The 15914-nt window shown below is 66.2% G+C and carries 12 protein-coding genes; 4 read left to right on the forward strand and 8 right to left on the reverse strand.

Annotated features, from left to right (window positions below; translation table 11 throughout):
* The first annotated feature begins 151 nt into the window (after positions 1 to 151).
* From C7411_RS03810 to C7411_RS03820, 3 genes are all read left to right on the forward strand, one after another.
* On the forward strand, positions 152 to 2911 hold the full coding sequence (locus C7411_RS03810; RefSeq protein WP_309147569.1) for a DUF3141 domain-containing protein: 2760 nt from the start codon (positions 152 to 154) through the stop codon (positions 2909 to 2911).
* Positions 2912 to 3057: 146 nt separating this feature from the next.
* A complete protein-coding gene (gene fabI / locus C7411_RS03815; protein WP_110383063.1) occupies positions 3058 to 3837 on the forward strand; it encodes an enoyl-ACP reductase FabI in 780 nt (259 codons plus the stop codon).
* 151 nt (positions 3838 to 3988) lie between these two features.
* Positions 3989 to 4999, forward strand: coding sequence for a sulfate ABC transporter substrate-binding protein (locus C7411_RS03820; protein WP_110383062.1), 1011 nt, complete (start codon positions 3989 to 3991; stop codon positions 4997 to 4999).
* 81 nt (positions 5000 to 5080) lie between these two features.
* On the opposite strand, the gene C7411_RS03825 is transcribed toward C7411_RS03820, so the two are convergent.
* The 6 genes from C7411_RS03825 to argS all read right to left on the reverse strand — a co-directional run bounded on the left by C7411_RS03825 (position 5081) and on the right by argS (position 11805).
* Positions 5081 to 5386 (reverse strand): hypothetical protein, encoded by a 306-nt coding sequence (locus C7411_RS03825; protein WP_110383061.1) that lies wholly within the window; start codon positions 5384 to 5386, stop codon positions 5081 to 5083.
* 241 nt (positions 5387 to 5627) lie between these two features.
* On the reverse strand, positions 5628 to 7262 hold the full coding sequence (locus tag C7411_RS03830; protein WP_110383060.1) for an ABC transporter substrate-binding protein: 1635 nt from the start codon (positions 7260 to 7262) through the stop codon (positions 5628 to 5630).
* A gap of 178 nt (positions 7263 to 7440) precedes the next feature.
* A complete protein-coding gene (locus tag C7411_RS03835) occupies positions 7441 to 8217 on the reverse strand; it encodes an SDR family oxidoreductase (protein WP_110383059.1) in 777 nt (258 codons plus the stop codon).
* A gap of 11 nt (positions 8218 to 8228) precedes the next feature.
* Entirely contained in the window at positions 8229 to 8882 is a 654-nt protein-coding gene (locus tag C7411_RS03840; RefSeq protein ID WP_110383058.1) for a thiol:disulfide interchange protein DsbA/DsbL, read from the reverse strand.
* A 192-nt stretch (positions 8883 to 9074) separates the two neighbouring features.
* Positions 9075 to 9923, reverse strand: coding sequence for an SPOR domain-containing protein (locus C7411_RS03845; protein ID WP_110383304.1), 849 nt, complete (start codon positions 9921 to 9923; stop codon positions 9075 to 9077).
* A gap of 97 nt (positions 9924 to 10020) precedes the next feature.
* A complete protein-coding gene (gene argS, locus C7411_RS03850; RefSeq protein WP_110383057.1) occupies positions 10021 to 11805 on the reverse strand; it encodes an arginine--tRNA ligase in 1785 nt (594 codons plus the stop codon).
* A 358-nt stretch (positions 11806 to 12163) separates the two neighbouring features.
* Between argS and C7411_RS03855 the strand changes: the two genes are divergently transcribed.
* Positions 12164 to 12490, forward strand: a complete 327-nt coding sequence (locus C7411_RS03855) for a DUF1840 domain-containing protein (protein ID WP_110383056.1) — start codon at positions 12164 to 12166, stop codon at positions 12488 to 12490.
* Positions 12491 to 12665: 175 nt separating this feature from the next.
* On the opposite strand, the gene C7411_RS03860 is transcribed toward C7411_RS03855, so the two are convergent.
* Together C7411_RS03860 and metH are read right to left on the reverse strand one after the other, a co-directional pair.
* Positions 12666 to 12869 (reverse strand): acid-shock protein, encoded by a 204-nt coding sequence (locus tag C7411_RS03860; protein ID WP_110383055.1) that lies wholly within the window; start codon positions 12867 to 12869, stop codon positions 12666 to 12668.
* A 248-nt stretch (positions 12870 to 13117) separates the two neighbouring features.
* The gene (gene metH, locus C7411_RS03865; RefSeq protein WP_258365410.1) at positions 13118 to 15850 is read right to left on the reverse strand and encodes a methionine synthase; all 2733 of its coding nucleotides are present in this window, start codon (positions 15848 to 15850) and stop codon (positions 13118 to 13120) included.
* Positions 15851 to 15914 lie beyond the last annotated feature (64 nt).

The raw sequence follows: 15914 nt of genomic DNA on the forward strand, positions 1-15914 counted from the left end.
CGATCATCGGGGAGGCACCGGGGCCGCCGCGCATCTTGACTTTCGCAGGGCCGCCGCCTAGTTTTTAAGATGCCGCAGTGCAACATGATCTGGCTCTTTTCACGTCGCGGTCGCGAGGCGAGCCGGCGTTCCCTTAAAGGAGATTCGTCTCGTGGCAGTTCCCGCCTCCTCGCCGCTCGTTTCCTCGCCGTTTTCGTTTCTGCCCACGTTCGCATCGGGCACGTCTTTCTGGCCCTTCGCGCCTTTCTGGCCGCTCGCGGGTGCATCCGACGAGGCGTCATCGCCCCGGACGCCGCTGACCGACGCGGCTTCGGCAGTGTCTTCGGCAGTGAACCGCGTAATCGAATCGGCGCAATCCGCGCCAACGGTGGCGCAGCCGCTCTACGACTACCTCCACGACGCCTGGCAGCGCAGCGTGCTGTTCCTCGACGTGCTGCGCGAGCGCGGCAACCAGACTTATGTGCACGAGCAGGCGGGCATGCCGCCGGTGCTCGCGTTCGACTACGAAGTGATCGTCGACGGCCGCGAACTCGACGATCCCTGCAATTACGCACTCCTGCGCATCAGGCCCGAAGCGGGCGCGCCGACCGATCCGCGCATGCGCCCCTTCGTCGTGATCGATCCACGGGCGGGCCACGGCCCCGGCATTGCCGGGTTCAAGATGGACAGCGAAGTCGGCATCGCGCTGCGCAAGGGCCATCCGTGCTATTTCGTGACGTTCTTCCCGCTGCCCTGCGAAACGCAGACAATCCAGTCGGTCGCGCAGGCTGAAGCGGTATTCATTCAACGTGTGCGCGAGCTGCATCCCGACGCGGACGGCTTGCCGTTCATCATCGGCAACTGCCAGGGCGGCTGGGCCGCGGCGCTGCTCGCGGCTTCCGCGCCCGCGCTGGTCGGCCCGCTCATGCTCGCGGGCTCGCCGCTGTCGTACTGGGCCGGCGTGCGCGGCAAGAATCCCATGCGCTATTCGGGCGGCATGCTGGGCGGCTCGTGGATGTCCTCGCTCGCGGCGGACCTGGGCGACGGCCGCTTCGACGGCGCGTATCTCGTGCAGAACTTCGAGTACCTCAATCCGGCCAACACGTACTGGGGCAAGCTCTACAACCTCTATTCGAAGGTCGATTCCGAGCGCGAGCGCTTCCTCGAATTCGAGCGCTGGTGGGGCGGCCATTTCCAGCTGAACCGCGCCGAGATCGACTGGATCGTGCAGAACCTCTTCGTGGGCAACCACCTCACGCGCAACGAGGTGTTCGCGAAGAACGCGCGCTCGCCGGTGGATCTGCGCAACATCCGCACGCCGATCATCGTGCTCGCCTCCTGGGGCGACAACATCACGCCGCCGCAGCAGGCGCTCAACTGGATTCCCGACCTCTACGCGAGCGTCGACGAGATCGTCGCCAACGAGCAGGTGATCGTGTACTGCCTGCACGACAGGGTGGGGCACCTCGGCATCTTCGTTTCGGCGAGCGTGGCCAATAAGGAGCATACCGAACTATTCTCGGCGCTCGACCTGATCGACGTGCTGCCGCCGGGCCTCTACGAAGCGAAGATCACCGACTCGACGCCGGAAGCCGCGCGCCTCGAAGCGCTCGAAGGGCGTTACGAGATCCGCTTCGAGCGCCGCACCATCGACGACATTCTCGCGCTCGACGACGGCCGCGACGACGAGCAGCCCTTCGAAGTGGTACGCCGCTTCGCGGAGAACAACCAGCGTCTCTACGACCTGTTCGTTTCGCCGTTCGTGCGTGCGTCGAGCAATGCGTTCAGCGCGCATGCGCTGCGCGAGTCGCACCCGTCGCGCGTGGAGCGCAGCGTGCTGAGCGACGCGAATCCGGCTCTGGGCGTGCTGCCCGCCATGGCGGAGGCGGTGCGCGGCAACCGCAAGCCCACCGCGCCCGACAATCCGTTCACGCTGCTCGAAAAGCAGGCGTCGGCGACCATCGAAGCTTCGTGGGACGCATACCGCGACGCGCGCGACGCCTGGATCGAAAGCACCTTCTACAACGTCTACACCGCGCCGTGGGTGCAGGCGTTGGTGGGCGTGACGCCGAACCAGCCGCTCGAGCCCATCGCGCCGCCGCTCATGGCGCTGCGCAAGGAACTCGCGCAATACCGCCTGCGCGCGGCGCGCGCGCATCTCGCGAAGGGCTCGCTCGTCGACGCGTTCATGCGCATTGCCGCATATATCGTCGACGAAATGCATACGGTGCAGTACCGGCCGTTCCAGCGCATGCGCGAACTCGCGCGCGAGTATCTCGGCGATCGCCAGCCGAGCATCGCCGAACTCAAGGAAGCCGCGCGCCGCCAGGGCGCGATCGTGCAGCTCGATCCGCAGGCCGCGATCGACGCGTTGCCCGAGATCGTGCCGGACATGAAGACGCGGCGCGCACTGCTCGCGGCCGTGTACCGCATCGCGACCGTGTCCGGGCCGCTCGAAGGCGAGCAGCGCGAGCGCTATCGTCACGTGCAGCGCGCGCTGGGCGTCGAGCCTGGCAGCGAGAAGACGGGGCTGCCGCCCGCCGACGGCGGCGGGTCGCCGTCGGCGGGCGGCGGTGTTTCGGGCGGCTCCTCGGGCGCTGACGGCGGCACGGCTGGCGACGGCAGCGCCGAACACGGCGTCAAGGCATCGTTCGCCGCAGAGGCTGCGCAACCCGAAGGCCCAGCGGCGCCCGCGAAGTCCTCTCGCGCGAAGTCTGCCGCTGCGAGCGAACATGCCGCGCCCGCGAAACCCATGCGTGCGGCGCGTGCCGGCGTAAAGGCGAAGGCCGCGGAGCCGGCAGAGGCGAAGAAGGCGCCGGCCGCCGCCAAGACGGCGGCGCGCCGCTCGCGCGCGGCATCGACGCCCACCGCCACGCGGGCCGCGGGCACGACGGCCACGCGCCGCCGCGCGACGCGTAGCGCGAGCGAGTAACGAAGCCCGTTCCCGTGTCACCCGGACGCGCCGCATCCCCGCCGATGCGGCGCGTCGCTTCGAGGTCGACACGTCGGCACGTCGGCAGCCGGATCGGCATTTGCATCTGCGGCCATCACCGGCCGTCTTCCACTGCGAGGTGAGCCATGCATACTCCTCCCGAACGGCCGCTTGCCGGCATGCGCGCGCTCGTCACCGGCGTGGCGAACGCCGATTCGATCGCGTACGGCTGCGCCCGCGCGTTCGCCGACCTCGGTGCGCAGCTCGCCATCACCTATCTCAACGACAAGGCGAGGCCCTACGTCGAGCCGCTCGCCAACGAACTGGGCGCGCAGTTGCTGCTGCCGTTGAACGTCGAGGAAGACGGCCAGCTCGACGCCGTGTTCGACGCCGTGCGCGCAAGGTGGGGGGCGCTCGACATCGTGCTGCACTCCATCGCCTATGCGCCGAAAGAGGATCTGCAGGGCGGCCTGCTCGATTCGTCGGCGCAGGGCTTCGCCTATGCGATGGACGTGTCGTGCCACTCGTTCATCCGCATGGCCAAGCGCGCCGCGCCGCTCATGCCGCACGGCGGCACGCTCTTCGCGATGAGCTATGACGGCGCGAACCGCGTCGTGCCCAACTACAACCTGATGGGCCCGGTGAAAGCGGCGCTCGAGGCGTCGTGCCGTTATCTCGCGTACGAACTCGGGCCGATCGGCATCCGCGTGCACGCGATCTCGCCTGGGCCGCTCAAGACGCGCGCGGCTTCGGGGCTGCCCGACTTCGACCGCATGCTCGCCGAAGCCGCGGAGCGCGCGCCGCTCGGCGAACTCGTCGACATCATGGACGTGGGCTACGCAACCGCGTATCTCGCCACGCGCTACGCCCGCCGCATGAGCGGCAACACCGTGTATATCGACGGCGGCGCGCACATCATGGCTTAGCACGCCTCGCGCACTTAGCACGAAAGCCGCAAAGCAAATCTCGCATCGGTATAAGCCGTGCGCCCCGGCTCGCTAGAATCGAGTGTTCGGCCTGCTTACGAAAAGCATGCAGGCAGGCTGAAACGCCTTTCAACGACAGACGGGGATCACCATGGCAGGTTTGGGACGCACGGCGCGCTGGCTCGGCGCGGGCATCATCGCATTGAGTGCGGCGGCAGCGCATGCCGAAACGTCGCTGCTGAACGTCTCGTACGACGTGACGCGCGAGCTGTACAAGGACATCAACGCGAGCTTCATCGCCGACTATCAGAAGAAGACCGGCGAGACCCTGTCGATCAGGCAGTCGCACGGCGCGTCGAGCGCGCAGGCGCTCTCGGTGCTGCAAGGCCTGCAAGCCGATGTCGTGACGATGAACCAGCCCAACGACATCGACCTGCTCGCGCAGCAGGGTCATCTCGTGCCCGCCAACTGGCGCACGCGTCTACCCGACGCGAGCGCGCCCTACACGACGACGATGGTGTTCCTCGTGCGCAAGGGCAATCCCAAACACATCAAGGATTGGGACGATCTCGCGAAGCCCGGCGTGCAGGTCGTGATCGCCAACCCGAAGACGTCGGGCAATGGACGCTACGCGTATCTGGCCGCATGGGGCTACCGCAAGCAGCAGGGCGCGAGCGACGCCCAGGCGCTCGACTTCGAACGCGCGCTCCTGAAGAACGTGCCGGTGCTGGACGCGGGCGGCCGGGGCGCGACGACGACCTTCACGCAGCGCGGCATCGGCGACGTGCTCGTGACCTTCGAAAACGAAGTGGCGCTCATCGACAGTGGCGTGGGTGCGAAGGACTTCGAAGCTGTCTATCCCTCGGTGAGCCTGCTGGCGGAGCCGCCGGTGACGATCGTCGACAAGGTCGTGGACAAGCGCGGCACGCGCAAGAGCGCGCAGGCGTATCTCGATTACCTGTATTCGCCCGCCGCGCAGGAGATCATCGCGCAGCACCATCTGCGTCCGCGCGATGCGGCGGTACTCGCGAAGCACGCCAGCGAATTCAAGCCGATCAAGACCTTCACGGTCGAGCAGGTGTTCGGCAGCTGGCAAAACGCGCAGGCCACGCATTTCGCCGATGGCGGCACGTTCGATCAGATCGTCGCGGACCGCAAGTAATTCGGGCGGCACGTAACGACATCGCGTAAAACAAAAGCGCCTCGCGTTTTGGCGAGGCGCTTTGCAATTCAGGCAACGGGTTTAGTACCAGCCGCGACGGCCATACCACTCGCGGCGGCCGTACCAGCGGTGGCCGTCCCAGTAGCGGTCGCCATGCCAGCCGATCACGATAGCCGGCGCGTAGGCCACGCGCACGGGCGGCGCGACGTAGACCGGACGCGGCGCGACATAAACGGGCTGCGGCGCGACATACACCGGTGCGGGTGCAACATAAACCGGAGCGGGCACGCCGACGTTCAGTCCGACCACCACGCCGGCCATCGCGGTTTGCGAGGCGGCCAGGACGAGCGCTCCAGCACCCAGCGCGGCAAAGAGTTTGGTTTTCATTTTGAGCCCCTTCGGTTGAAGATTCGATGGCTTCAATGTAGCCAGGCGAGCGCCGGCTTGAGTTACCAAACTGCAACAAACTGCGCGCGAATTTTACGGGCGGTAATGGCAGGAAAGGCGCCCGCCCGCCTGCGGCGGGCTTCCCGCATGTTTCGCGCAGGCGGGCGTGTTTCAATTCGTGATCGTCGGGGCGGGTCTGTAAACGGTGCGCCGGACGCGAGCGCCCGGCATGCTCCTGCCGTTACTGCACCACGACGCCCGCGAAGTTCTGGCGTCCGAACGGGCTCACCTGATAGCCGCTCACGTTGGTGCGCGTGATGGCGGAGGCGGTCGGGTAGCCAAGCGGAATCCACAGGGCCTGGTCGTGGATGATCTGCTGTGCCGCTTCATAGAGCTTCACGCGCCTCGCCTGATCGGCGGTGGCCTTGCCTTCGGCGATCAGCTTGTCGAGCTGGGGATCGCAAAAGCGCGCGAAGTTGATGCCCGACTGCACCGCGTTGCAGCTAAAGAGCGGCGAGAGATAGTTGTCGGGGTCGCCGTTGTCGCCGGCCCAGCCCATGAAGAGCGTGTCGTGCTGGCCTTGCTTCGCCTCTTTGATCAGCTCGCCCCACTCGATCACCTTGATGTCGGCCTTCACGCCGATCTTCGCGAAATCGGCCTGCAAAAGCTCCGCGCCCGCGCGCGGGTTCGGGTTCAGCACGCTGCCGTTCGGACGCACCCAGATCGTCGTCGCGAAGCCGTTGGCGAAGCCCGCGTCGGCGAGCAGCTGCTTCGCCTTCGCCGGGTCATACGGATACGGCTGGATCGACCGGTCGTATCCCCAGGTGATAGGCGGCCAGGGGTTCGTCGCGGGCGTGGCGGTATTATCGAAAATCGCCTTCAGGTACGTCGTGCGGTCGAACGCCATGTTCAGCGCCTGGCGCACCTTCTGGTTGTCGAGCGGCTTCTTCTGCGTGTTGAGCGCGACGAACGCCGTCATGAACGCGGGCGTCTCCACCACCTTGAGCGACTTGTCGTCCTTCGCCGCGGCCACGTCCTGGGGCTTGGGCGAGAGCGCGATCTGGCATTCGCCGGCCTTCACCTTCTGCGCGCGCACGGCGGCGTCGGGCGTGATCGCGTAGATCAGGCGGTCCACCTTCGGCTTCGGCCCCCAGTAGGCCGGGTTCACGTCGTAGCGGATCACTGCGTCCTTCGTGTAGCTCTTGAGCGTGAACGGGCCCGTGCCCACCGGCTTCGCGTTGAGATCGACCTGCTTGCCGGCCTTGAGCAACTGGTCGGCGTACTCGGAGGAGTAGATCGATGCGAAGCCCATCGTGAGGATCGAGAGGAACGTGGCGTTCGGCTCGTTGAGTTCGAACTTCACCGTGTTCGCGTCGACCTTCCTGACCGCCTTCACGAGTTTCACGAGACCCATCGACTGTGCGTGCGGGAAGCCGCTCGCGCCGGCCACCTTGTGCCACGGATTGTTCGCGTCGAGCATGCGATCGAACGTGAAGACGACGTCGTCGGCGTCGAGCGTGCGCGTGGGCTTGAACCATTCGGTCGTCTGGAACGCCACGTCGGGGCGCAGATGGAACGTGTAGGTCAGGCCGTCGGCGCTCACTTCCCACTTGTCCGCGAGCGCGGGCACGACCTTCTTTTGCGCTTCGTCATAGGCCACGAGCGAATTGAAGATGACGTCGGCGGACGCGTTGGTCGTGACGAGCGAGTTGAACTGCACGACGTCGAAGCCGTCGGGACTCGACTCGGTGCAGACCGTCAGCGGTTTGGCGAGCGCGGGCGCGGCCGCGAACGCGGCGCCAAGCGCGGTCGCAAGCACGAGGCCTGGTACGAATCCAGGCACGAGCGTGCGCGCGGTGGGCGAGGTGAAGCGCATGGGATCTCCGTGGTTCTTCGGTGGCGGGCGGCGCCCCGTTTTGTTCGATTCAGGAGAGGCGGGAAGGCTCGGAAGGGCGCCCGGACGAGCCAAGCTTATCGAAGGGAAATTGCCGAGACAACCATTTAATCGACATACCCATATGGCATGGGGGCGCCGTGCGGCCAGCGGAAGCGCCTTAGTGGCCCGCCGCGCGCGGCTTGCGCGGCGCCTTTTCGAACACGCGGTCGTAGACCCAGCGCGGCAGCGCGCGCAGCATCGCCGCGGCCACGCGCATCGGCCAGGGGAACACCGCGAACGACGTGCCGCGCGCGATCGCTTGCGCAGTCTTCGCGGCGAACTGGTCGGCGTCCATCAGGAAGGGCATGCGGTAGGGGTTCTTCGCCGTCATCGGCGTGCGGATATAGCCGGGCGCGATGGTGACCACGGGCACGCCGAACGGGCGCATTTCCACGCGCAGCGCTTCGAGATAGGCGAGCGCCGCGGCCTTCGACGCGCTGTAGGCGCCCGAGCCCGGCAGCCCGCGCACGCCGGCCACGCTCGCGATTCCGACGAGCGTGCCGCGCCTTGCCTGCTTCATCGCCGAGGCGAACGGCTCGAAGGTGGCGACCATGCCGAAGTAGTTGGTGTCCATCACGTCGCGGAACGTGGCGAGATCGCCTTCGCCCGTGAGCACGCCGCGGCTCACGCCCGCATTGGCGATCACGATATCGGGCATGCCGTACTGGGCGATGAAGTCGCGCGCGGCGGCGGCGAGCGCATCGGCGTCGCGCACGTCGGCGGGATAGATGGCGATGGGGTGATCGGGGTGGGACTGCCGGAAGCCGGCAAGGGCCTCGCCGCGGCGCGCGACGAGCCCGAGGACGGCGCCCTGCCGCGCGTAAACGGCTGCGAGCGCGGCGCCAATGCCGCTCGACGCGCCGGTGATGAAGACCTTCAGAGGCGCGTCCTGCATGGCGCTGTGTCTCACATCTTCTTCGCGCGGATCTGCGAGACGATGAAGTCCATCACCTGGGTCGTGCCCGGCAGCGCCTTGTCTTCGGGACCCTGGACCATGGCCGGGCCGGTCTCGTATTTGCCCTGGATGGCGATGGTCGGCACGCCGTCGATCTTGTAGGCATCGAGCAGGGCCTTGTCGCGCTGCAACGCGCTCTGCGTCGAGAACGAGTTGTAGGCTTCCATGTACTTCTTCGCATCCACGCCTTGCGTGGCGAGGAACTTCGCCTGATCTTCCGGCGTGAGCAGGTAGTTCTTGTTCACGTGGATTTCGTGGAACACGACCGGCGTGAGCTTCTGGGCGAGGCCGAGCGCGTCGAGTGCGTAGTACATCTTCGAGTGCGGGATGAAGTCGTCACGGAATGCCACCGGCACGCGCTTGAACACGACGTCCGGGCCCTGTTTCTTGATCCACGCTTCGAGATACGGGTCGAACGCGTTGCAGTGCGGGCAGCCGTACCAGAAGAACTCGATCACCGAGATCTTGCCCGCGGGCACGTCGAGCGCCTGCGGCGCCTTCAGGACCGTGTAGTCCTTGCCGGCCACGGGCGCCTCGGGCGTGGCGTGGGCCACGCCGGCGACCAGCGAAAGCGAGAGAAAAAGCGTACCGAGAAGTCGTTTCATGGCGTAGGAATCCACTGTTCTTGGACCGGCGGCGGCCGGTTGTCTGCCGCAGGACGCCGTTGGCGCGAAGCTGGCGCCTGCGGATGTGCTTGTTGACGGACGCCGCGCCGCGCGCCGCAGCCCGTCCTCACGCGAACGCCGCTGTGCTGCGGCTTCGGTGGGCGGGCGCGCGGTGCGCGGCGCGGGCGGCGATTACTGCTTCGTGAAGCGGATGACGGCCGTATCGATACCGGCGTCGGACAGGCGCTGACGCGTCGAGTTCATATCGTCGAACTTCGTGAACGGACCGATGCGCACGCGATAGTACGTCACGCCGCCGGCATCGCGCTGCGTCACTTTCGACTCGAACCCCTGGAACGCGAGGCGCGCGCGCTGCTGCTCGGCGTCGCCCGACGTCTTGTACGCGCCCACCTGCAGGAAGTAGCCGGTGTTGGCGTCGCCGGGGGCGGGCGCGACGCTGCCGGGCTTGGCGGCCGGGGGCGTCGGCACCGCGTTGGCGGGCTTCTGCGGCTGGTTGTTCGCGAGGATCTGCGCCGGGTTGGTCGTCGCGCTGTTCGTCGCGTTGTTCGTAGAATTGCTGGCCGACTGCGGCTTCCTCGCGATCGCCGTGCCCCCCGTGACGTTTTCACCCGTCGACGGTTGCGGCGCGACGGCCACGCCGTTGTTGGCGGCGTTGCTGTTCGAACCCGAAGGCGGCACTTCCACGATCTGCGGCTCTTCGAGCATGCCCGAGGACTGCGACTGGTTCGTGGTCTGGCCCGGCGCCGTGTTGGGCGGCGTGCTTTGCGCGGCCTGCGGCACCGGCTGGCCCGGCGACTTGCCCTGCAGCACGCGGTTCGGGTCGACCTGCTCGTTGTTCTGGCTGACGTCGGAAGCGGCCGGCGGCGCGACCTTCGAGACGAACGGCGTGGGCGCGCGCGTGATGTACAGCGCCACCACCACCGCGATCGCAAGGCCGACGATCAGGCCCAGCACGATGCCGAGAAAGGTTCCCCCGGACTGCTTCGACTGCTGTTTCGTAGTGCGGCGCGGTTTTGCCATCGTCTGAATCACCTGCAAACAAGAGAATCCTGGAATGGCCGTCCGCGCGAGGCGGCGGCCCCAAACAAGTTGCTGCGCGCGGGTCTCGCGCGTCTCGTTACATGCGCTCCGGCGCGGACACGCCGATCACGGCCAGGCCGTTCGCGAGCACCCGGCGCGTGGCCGCGAGGAGGGCGACGCGGGCGTCGCGTTCGGCGGCGTCATCGACGAGAACGCGTTCGGCATTGTAGAACGAGTGAAACTCAGCGGCGAGTTCGCGCAGGTAGAACGCCACCGCGTGCGGCGCGAGTTCGCCGGCGGCATGCGTGAGCATGTCGGGGAATTCGCCGAGTTTCGCGATGAGCGCGAGCGCGCGCTCGCTCGACAGCGGCGCGAGATCGACCTTGGGCAGCGCGGCTGGATCGCCACCGAACTTGCCCTGCCAGTCGCCGAGAATCGACGAGATGCGCGCATGCGCGTACTGCACGTAGTACACCGGGTTTTCGTCGTTTTCCTTCAGCGCGAGGTCGATGTCGAACACGAATTCGGTGTCGGCCTTGCGCGAGATGAGGAAAAAGCGCACGGCGTCGCGGCCGCGGCGGATTGTCGCCTCGTCGAGCAGGTCGGGCGAGACTTCGCTGCCCGGGTTCGCGCCGCCAGACCATTCGATCAGGTCGCGCACGGTCACGTAGCTGCCCGCGCGCTTGGAGATCTTCACTTCCTGGCCGTCGCGCATCACCGTGACCATCTTGTGCAGCACGTAGTCGGGATAGCCCTTCGGAATGCCGATGCCGAGCGCCTGCAGGCCCGCGCGCACGCGCGCGATGGTGCCGTGGTGATCGGAGCCCTGGATGTTGATGACCTTCGTGAAGCCGCGCTCCCACTTGGTGACGTGGTAGGCCACGTCGGGCAGGAAGTAGGTATAGGTGCCGTCGGACTTGCGCATCACGCGGTCCTTGTCATCGCCGTAGTCGGTGGTCTTGAGCCACAGCGCGCCTTCCTGCTCGTAAGTCTGCCCCGAAGCGACCAGTGCCTCGACGGTCTTCTCGACGCGGCCTTCCGTGTACAGCGACGATTCGAGGTAGTAGCGGTCGAACTTCACGCCGAACGCCTGCAGGTCGAGATCCTGTTCGTGGCGCAGGTAGGCCACGGCGAAGCGGCGGATCGCTTCGAGGTTCTCAGGGTCCTTTTCGCCCGTGACGGGCTCGCCGTCCTTGGCCGCGACGGTTTCGCCCGCAAGGTAGTCGCGCGCGATGTCGGCGATGTATTCGCCGTTGTAGGCCGCCTCGGGCCATTCGGCGTCGCCGGGCTTGAAGCCGCGTGCGCGCGCCTGGGTGGAGAGGGCGAGGTTGCCGATCTGCACGCCCGCGTCGTTGTAGTAGAACTCGCGGTGCACGTCATAGCCCTGCGAGGCGAGCACGTTCGAGATGGCGTCGCCAAGCGCGGCCTGGCGGCCGTGGCCCACGTGCAGCGGGCCGGTAGGGTTGGCCGAGACGAACTCGACGAGCACGCGCTTGCCCGCTTCGCGCTGCGAGCGGCCGAATGCCTCGCCCTGCTCGAACACGGCGCCGATCACGGCGCGCCTGGCGTTCGCAGTGAGACGCAGGTTGATGAAGCCGGGGCCGGCCACTTCGGCCGTCTCGACGAGGCCTGCGGCCTCGGGCTGGGCGAGCACGGCGTCGACGATCTGCTGGGCGAGCTGGCGCGGGTTCGCGCGCATGGGCTTGGCGAGCTGCATCGCGACGTTGCAGGCGACGTCGCCGTGTGCGGCGACCTTGGGGCGCTCGAGCGTGATTGCGGGCACGACGAATGCGGCTTCGCTCGCGCCTTCGGTGGCCTTTGCCACCTGGGCTACGATTTGCGCGAGCAGGGTCTCCAGGGTGTGTTTCTGTGCGGGCAGCATGCTGGTTGCAAGTCCTGTGCGGGTAATGGGATGCGGGGCCGGCGCCTGGGGGCGTAGCCAGGAGCATGGCCCCTGGCTCGCCGGCGCCGACCGCCGAATACGGGTGAGGGCGCCAGCCTCGCGGTGGGCCACCTGCCATGCGCCGATGCACGGGGGGCCTCGTTGCGGCAGGCGGCGTGGCGGCGTACCAGACGCCAGAACGTCCGGGCGCCGCGCCCTGCGGGTAATTCCGTCCTGACGGATTTTAGCAGGTGCTAATATGTGAAATGAGGTAGCGCGACATGGACCGCCTTGGCCTGTCTGGCTTCGCAGGCCGGAGCGTCACGCGCAGATCCAGAAAATCATAAAGGGAACAGACATGCTGGTTACTTTCAAATGTCACGCGGCGCCTGACGTCACGATGCTGGAGAACCTCGCACAATACCTTCTCGGCATTATCGGCAAGCGGCTCGGCCCGCGCGGCGTGATCACCCACGACGAACTCGATACCGCCATCATCAAGCTCGAAGCGGCCATCGCCACGGACAAGAAAGAGCGCCACGAGCAGGAAGGCCACTTTCACGAAGGCGAAGATGACCACGCGCATCACGAACTGCCGGTCGGTCTCGCGCAACGCGCCTTTCCGTTCCTCGATATGCTGCGCGCCGCGAAGAAGGAAGACAACGACGTTTTGTGGGGCATTTGAGTTCCTGCCTGACGTCCTTGTGTGACATGACTGGACGCAGGGTTGCCCTGTCGCCACGGTGCGTAGCGGCCAGCCAGTGAGGACCGCCCTGGCTGCCCAGCCTGATTCGACGCTTCAAAAAGCAGAGGGCCCGCAATGTTGCGGGCCCTCTGCTTTTGTTCACCCGCGGCGCGCCTTACTCGCTGGCAGCGGCCGGTTCGGCAGCGGAAGCCTCTGACTTCTTCATCTTCTTTTTCTTCGGCTTCTTCACGTGCTTTTCGGTGGGCGCCGAATACGACGTCACGGGGCTCGCCTGCTCCGGCGCGGCCGGCTGGGCGAACGACGGCTGCGCAAGCGCCGCGACGCCGAAGGCGGTCAACATCAACATCAGCTTCTTCATACGATTTCTCCGTCGAGGTTGCTTCGATTTTGCGTTTTAAGGATTGGCTGATGATCAAGCCAGCGCGGCCTTGCCGCATGTGGCCGGGTGTCATGCAGGTGATACCGGGTCTTGCCGGGCCATCTTACAAAGCCGAAAAATCGTGCGCGCGTAATCTTCATCTTGCCGGATGACGTATGTCGGGCGGCGACAACAGGGGGGAGCGCGACGCGAGAAAGCGCGCCGCCCGCGGCGGCGCACCGTGCGGCTTAGAGCTGCGGCGCGAGCGCGCGGCGGGCGTCCTCGTCGGAGAGCGACATCCGCCTTGCATAGTCGGCGAGCTGGTCCTGGCCGATCTTGCCCACCGAGAAATAGGTGCTGTCCGGGTGCGCGAGATAGAAGCCCGAAACGCTGGCGGCCGGCAGCATGGCGAGCGACTCCGTTACGCTCATGCCGATCTCGCCCGCTTGCAGGAAGTCGAACATGTCGCGCTTCACGAGGTGATCCGGGCAGGCCGGGTAGCCGGGAGCCGGGCGAATGCCCGCGTACTTTTCGGCGATCAGCGCGTCGTTGTCGAGCGTTTCGCTGGCCGCGTAGCCCCACAGGTCGCGGCGCACGCGTGCGTGCATCGCTTCGGCGAACGCCTCCGCGAAGCGGTCCGCGAGCGCCTTGAGCATGATCGCGCTGTAGTCGTCGTGGTCCTTCTCAAACTGCGCTTCCTTCACGTCCACGCCAATGCCCGCCGTCACCGCGAACATGCCGATGTAGTCCGCCACGCCAGAGTCCTTCGGCGCGATGAAGTCGGCGAGCGAGCGGTTCGGACGCATCACGCCGTCCACCACCGGGCGCACCGACTGCTGGCGCAGGTTGCGCCACGTGAGCGCGACTTCGCTGCGCGATTCGTCGGTGTAGATCTCGATGTCGTCGTCGTTCACGGTGTTCGCGGGCAACAGTGCGACCACGCCGTTGGCCGTGAGCCAGCGGCCCTGAATCAGGCGCGCAAGCATCGACTTCGCGTCGGAAAACACCCGGCGCGCAGACTCGCCCACGATCTCGTCGTTGAGGATCTGCGGATAGGGACCCGCGAGGTCCCACGTCTGGAAGAACGGCCCCCAGTCGATGTAATTCGCGAGCTCGTTCAAGTCGAAATTCCTGAACACGCGGCGGCCGATGAACTTCGGCTTCACGGGCTGGAAATTCGCCCAGTCGATCTTCGTCTTGTTGGCGCGCGCTTCTTCGAGCGTCACGAGCGGCGTGGCCTTCTTGTTGGCGTGCTGGTCGCGAATGCGCTCGTAGTCGGCCTTGAGTTCGTCGAGGTACTTCGCGGCGCCTTCGTCCGAAAGCAGGCTCGACGCCACCGAAACCGAGCGCGAAGCATCCGGGACGTACACGACCGGACCTTCGTAGTGCGGCGCGATCTTCACGGCAGTATGCACGCGCGAGGTGGTCGCGCCGCCGATCAGCAGCGGAATCTTCTTGATGCGGAAGTAGTCGTCGCGCTGCATTTCGCTCGCGACGTAAGCCATTTCCTCGAGCGACGGCGTGATGAGACCCGAGAGGCCGACGATATCCGCGCCTTCGACCTTGGCCTTCGCGAGGATCTCGTTGCACGGGACCATCACGCCCATGTTGACCACTTCGAAGTTATTGCACTGGAGCACCACCGACACGATGTTCTTGCCGATGTCGTGCACGTCGCCCTTCACCGTTGCGATGACGATCTTGCCCTTCGCGCGCACGTCGGCGCCCGATTCGGCGAGCAGCCGCTTTTCTTCCTCGATGAACGGAATCAGGTGCGCCACGGCCTGCTTCATCACGCGCGCCGATTTCACGACCTGCGGCAGGAACATCTTGCCCTGGCCGAACAGGTCGCCGACGACGTTCATGCCGTCCATGAGCGGGCCTTCGATCACGTTGATCGGCCGGCCGCCGGCGCCCATGATCTTCACGCGCGCTTCTTCGGTGTCCTCGACAATGAAGTTCGTGATGCCGTGCACGAGCGCATGCGCAAGACGCTTTTCGACGTCCTGGTTGCGCCACTCGAGGTTCTCTTCCTTCTTCGCGGCGCCGGTCTTGAACTTGTCGGCGATCTCGAGCAGGCGGTCGGTGGCGTCGGCGCGGCGGTTGAGCACCACGTCTTCCACGCGCTCGCGCAACTCGGCGTCGAGGTCGGCGTACACGCCGAGCTGGCCCGCGTTCACGATGCCCATGTCCATGCCCGCCTGAATGGCGTGGTAGAGGAACACGGTGTGGATCGCCTCGCGCACCGGGTCGTTGCCGCGGAACGAGAACGACACGTTCGACACGCCGCCGCTGATCTTCGCGTAGGGCAGGTTCTGCTTGATCCAGCGCGTGGCTTCGATGAAGTCCACGGCGTAGTTGTTGTGCTCCTCGATGCCCGTGGCTACCGCGAAGATGTTCGGGTCGAAGATGATGTCCTCGGGCGGGAAGCCCACTTCGTTCACGAGGATGTCGTAGGAGCGCTTGCAGATCCCGGTCTTGCGCGCGAACGTGTCGGCCTGGCCCTGCTCGTCGAACGCCATCACCACGCTCGCCGCGCCGTAGCGGCGAATGAGCTTCGCGTGATGCACGAACTGCTCCTTGCCTTCCTTGAGCGAGATCGAGTTGACGATGGCCTTGCCCTGCACGCACTGCAGGCCCGCCTCGATGACGTCCCACTTCGACGAGTCGATCATGATCGGCACGCGCGCGATGTCGGGCTCGGAGGCGATGAGGTTCATGAAGCGCACCATCGCCGCCTTCGAGTCGAGCATGGCTTCGTCCATGTTGACGTCGATGACCTGCGCGCCGTTTTCGACCTGCTGGCGCGCAACCGCGAGCGCCTCGTCGAACTGGCCGTTGAGAATCATCCGCGCGAAAGCCTTCGAGCCGGTCACGTTGGTGCGCTCGCCCACGTTGATGAACAGCGTGCCTTCGGTCACGTTGAAGGGTTCGAGCCCGGAAAGGCGCAGGGTATGGTCAGTCATGGCGTGGGACCGGATCGTATGTTGTTGGAGCGGGACTCGGAAGCCGCGATCGAGTTTGCCTTCAGGTGGCTTCAGGCGG

The organism is Paraburkholderia silvatlantica (genome assembly GCF_003096715.1).
Taxonomy (GTDB): Bacteria; Pseudomonadota; Gammaproteobacteria; order Burkholderiales; family Burkholderiaceae; genus Paraburkholderia; species Paraburkholderia silvatlantica.

Coding starts and splice junctions, on each gene's coding strand:
- fabI (WP_110383063.1), top strand. CDS start 3,058: ATGCATACTCCTCCCGAACGGCCGCTTGCCGGCATGCGCGCGCTCGTC.
- C7411_RS03820 (WP_110383062.1), top strand. CDS start 3,989: ATGGCAGGTTTGGGACGCACGGCGCGCTGGCTCGGCGCGGGCATCATC.
- C7411_RS03825 (WP_110383061.1), bottom strand. CDS start 5,386: ATGAAAACCAAACTCTTTGCCGCGCTGGGTGCTGGAGCGCTCGTCCTG.
- C7411_RS03830 (WP_110383060.1), bottom strand. CDS start 7,262: ATGCGCTTCACCTCGCCCACCGCGCGCACGCTCGTGCCTGGATTCGTA.
- C7411_RS03835 (WP_110383059.1), bottom strand. CDS start 8,217: ATGCAGGACGCGCCTCTGAAGGTCTTCATCACCGGCGCGTCGAGCGGC.
- C7411_RS03840 (WP_110383058.1), bottom strand. CDS start 8,882: ATGAAACGACTTCTCGGTACGCTTTTTCTCTCGCTTTCGCTGGTCGCC.
- C7411_RS03845 (WP_110383304.1), bottom strand. CDS start 9,923: ATGGCAAAACCGCGCCGCACTACGAAACAGCAGTCGAAGCAGTCCGGG.
- argS (WP_110383057.1), bottom strand. CDS start 11,805: ATGCTGCCCGCACAGAAACACACCCTGGAGACCCTGCTCGCGCAAATC.
- C7411_RS03855 (WP_110383056.1), top strand. CDS start 12,164: ATGCTGGTTACTTTCAAATGTCACGCGGCGCCTGACGTCACGATGCTG.
- C7411_RS03860 (WP_110383055.1), bottom strand. CDS start 12,869: ATGAAGAAGCTGATGTTGATGTTGACCGCCTTCGGCGTCGCGGCGCTT.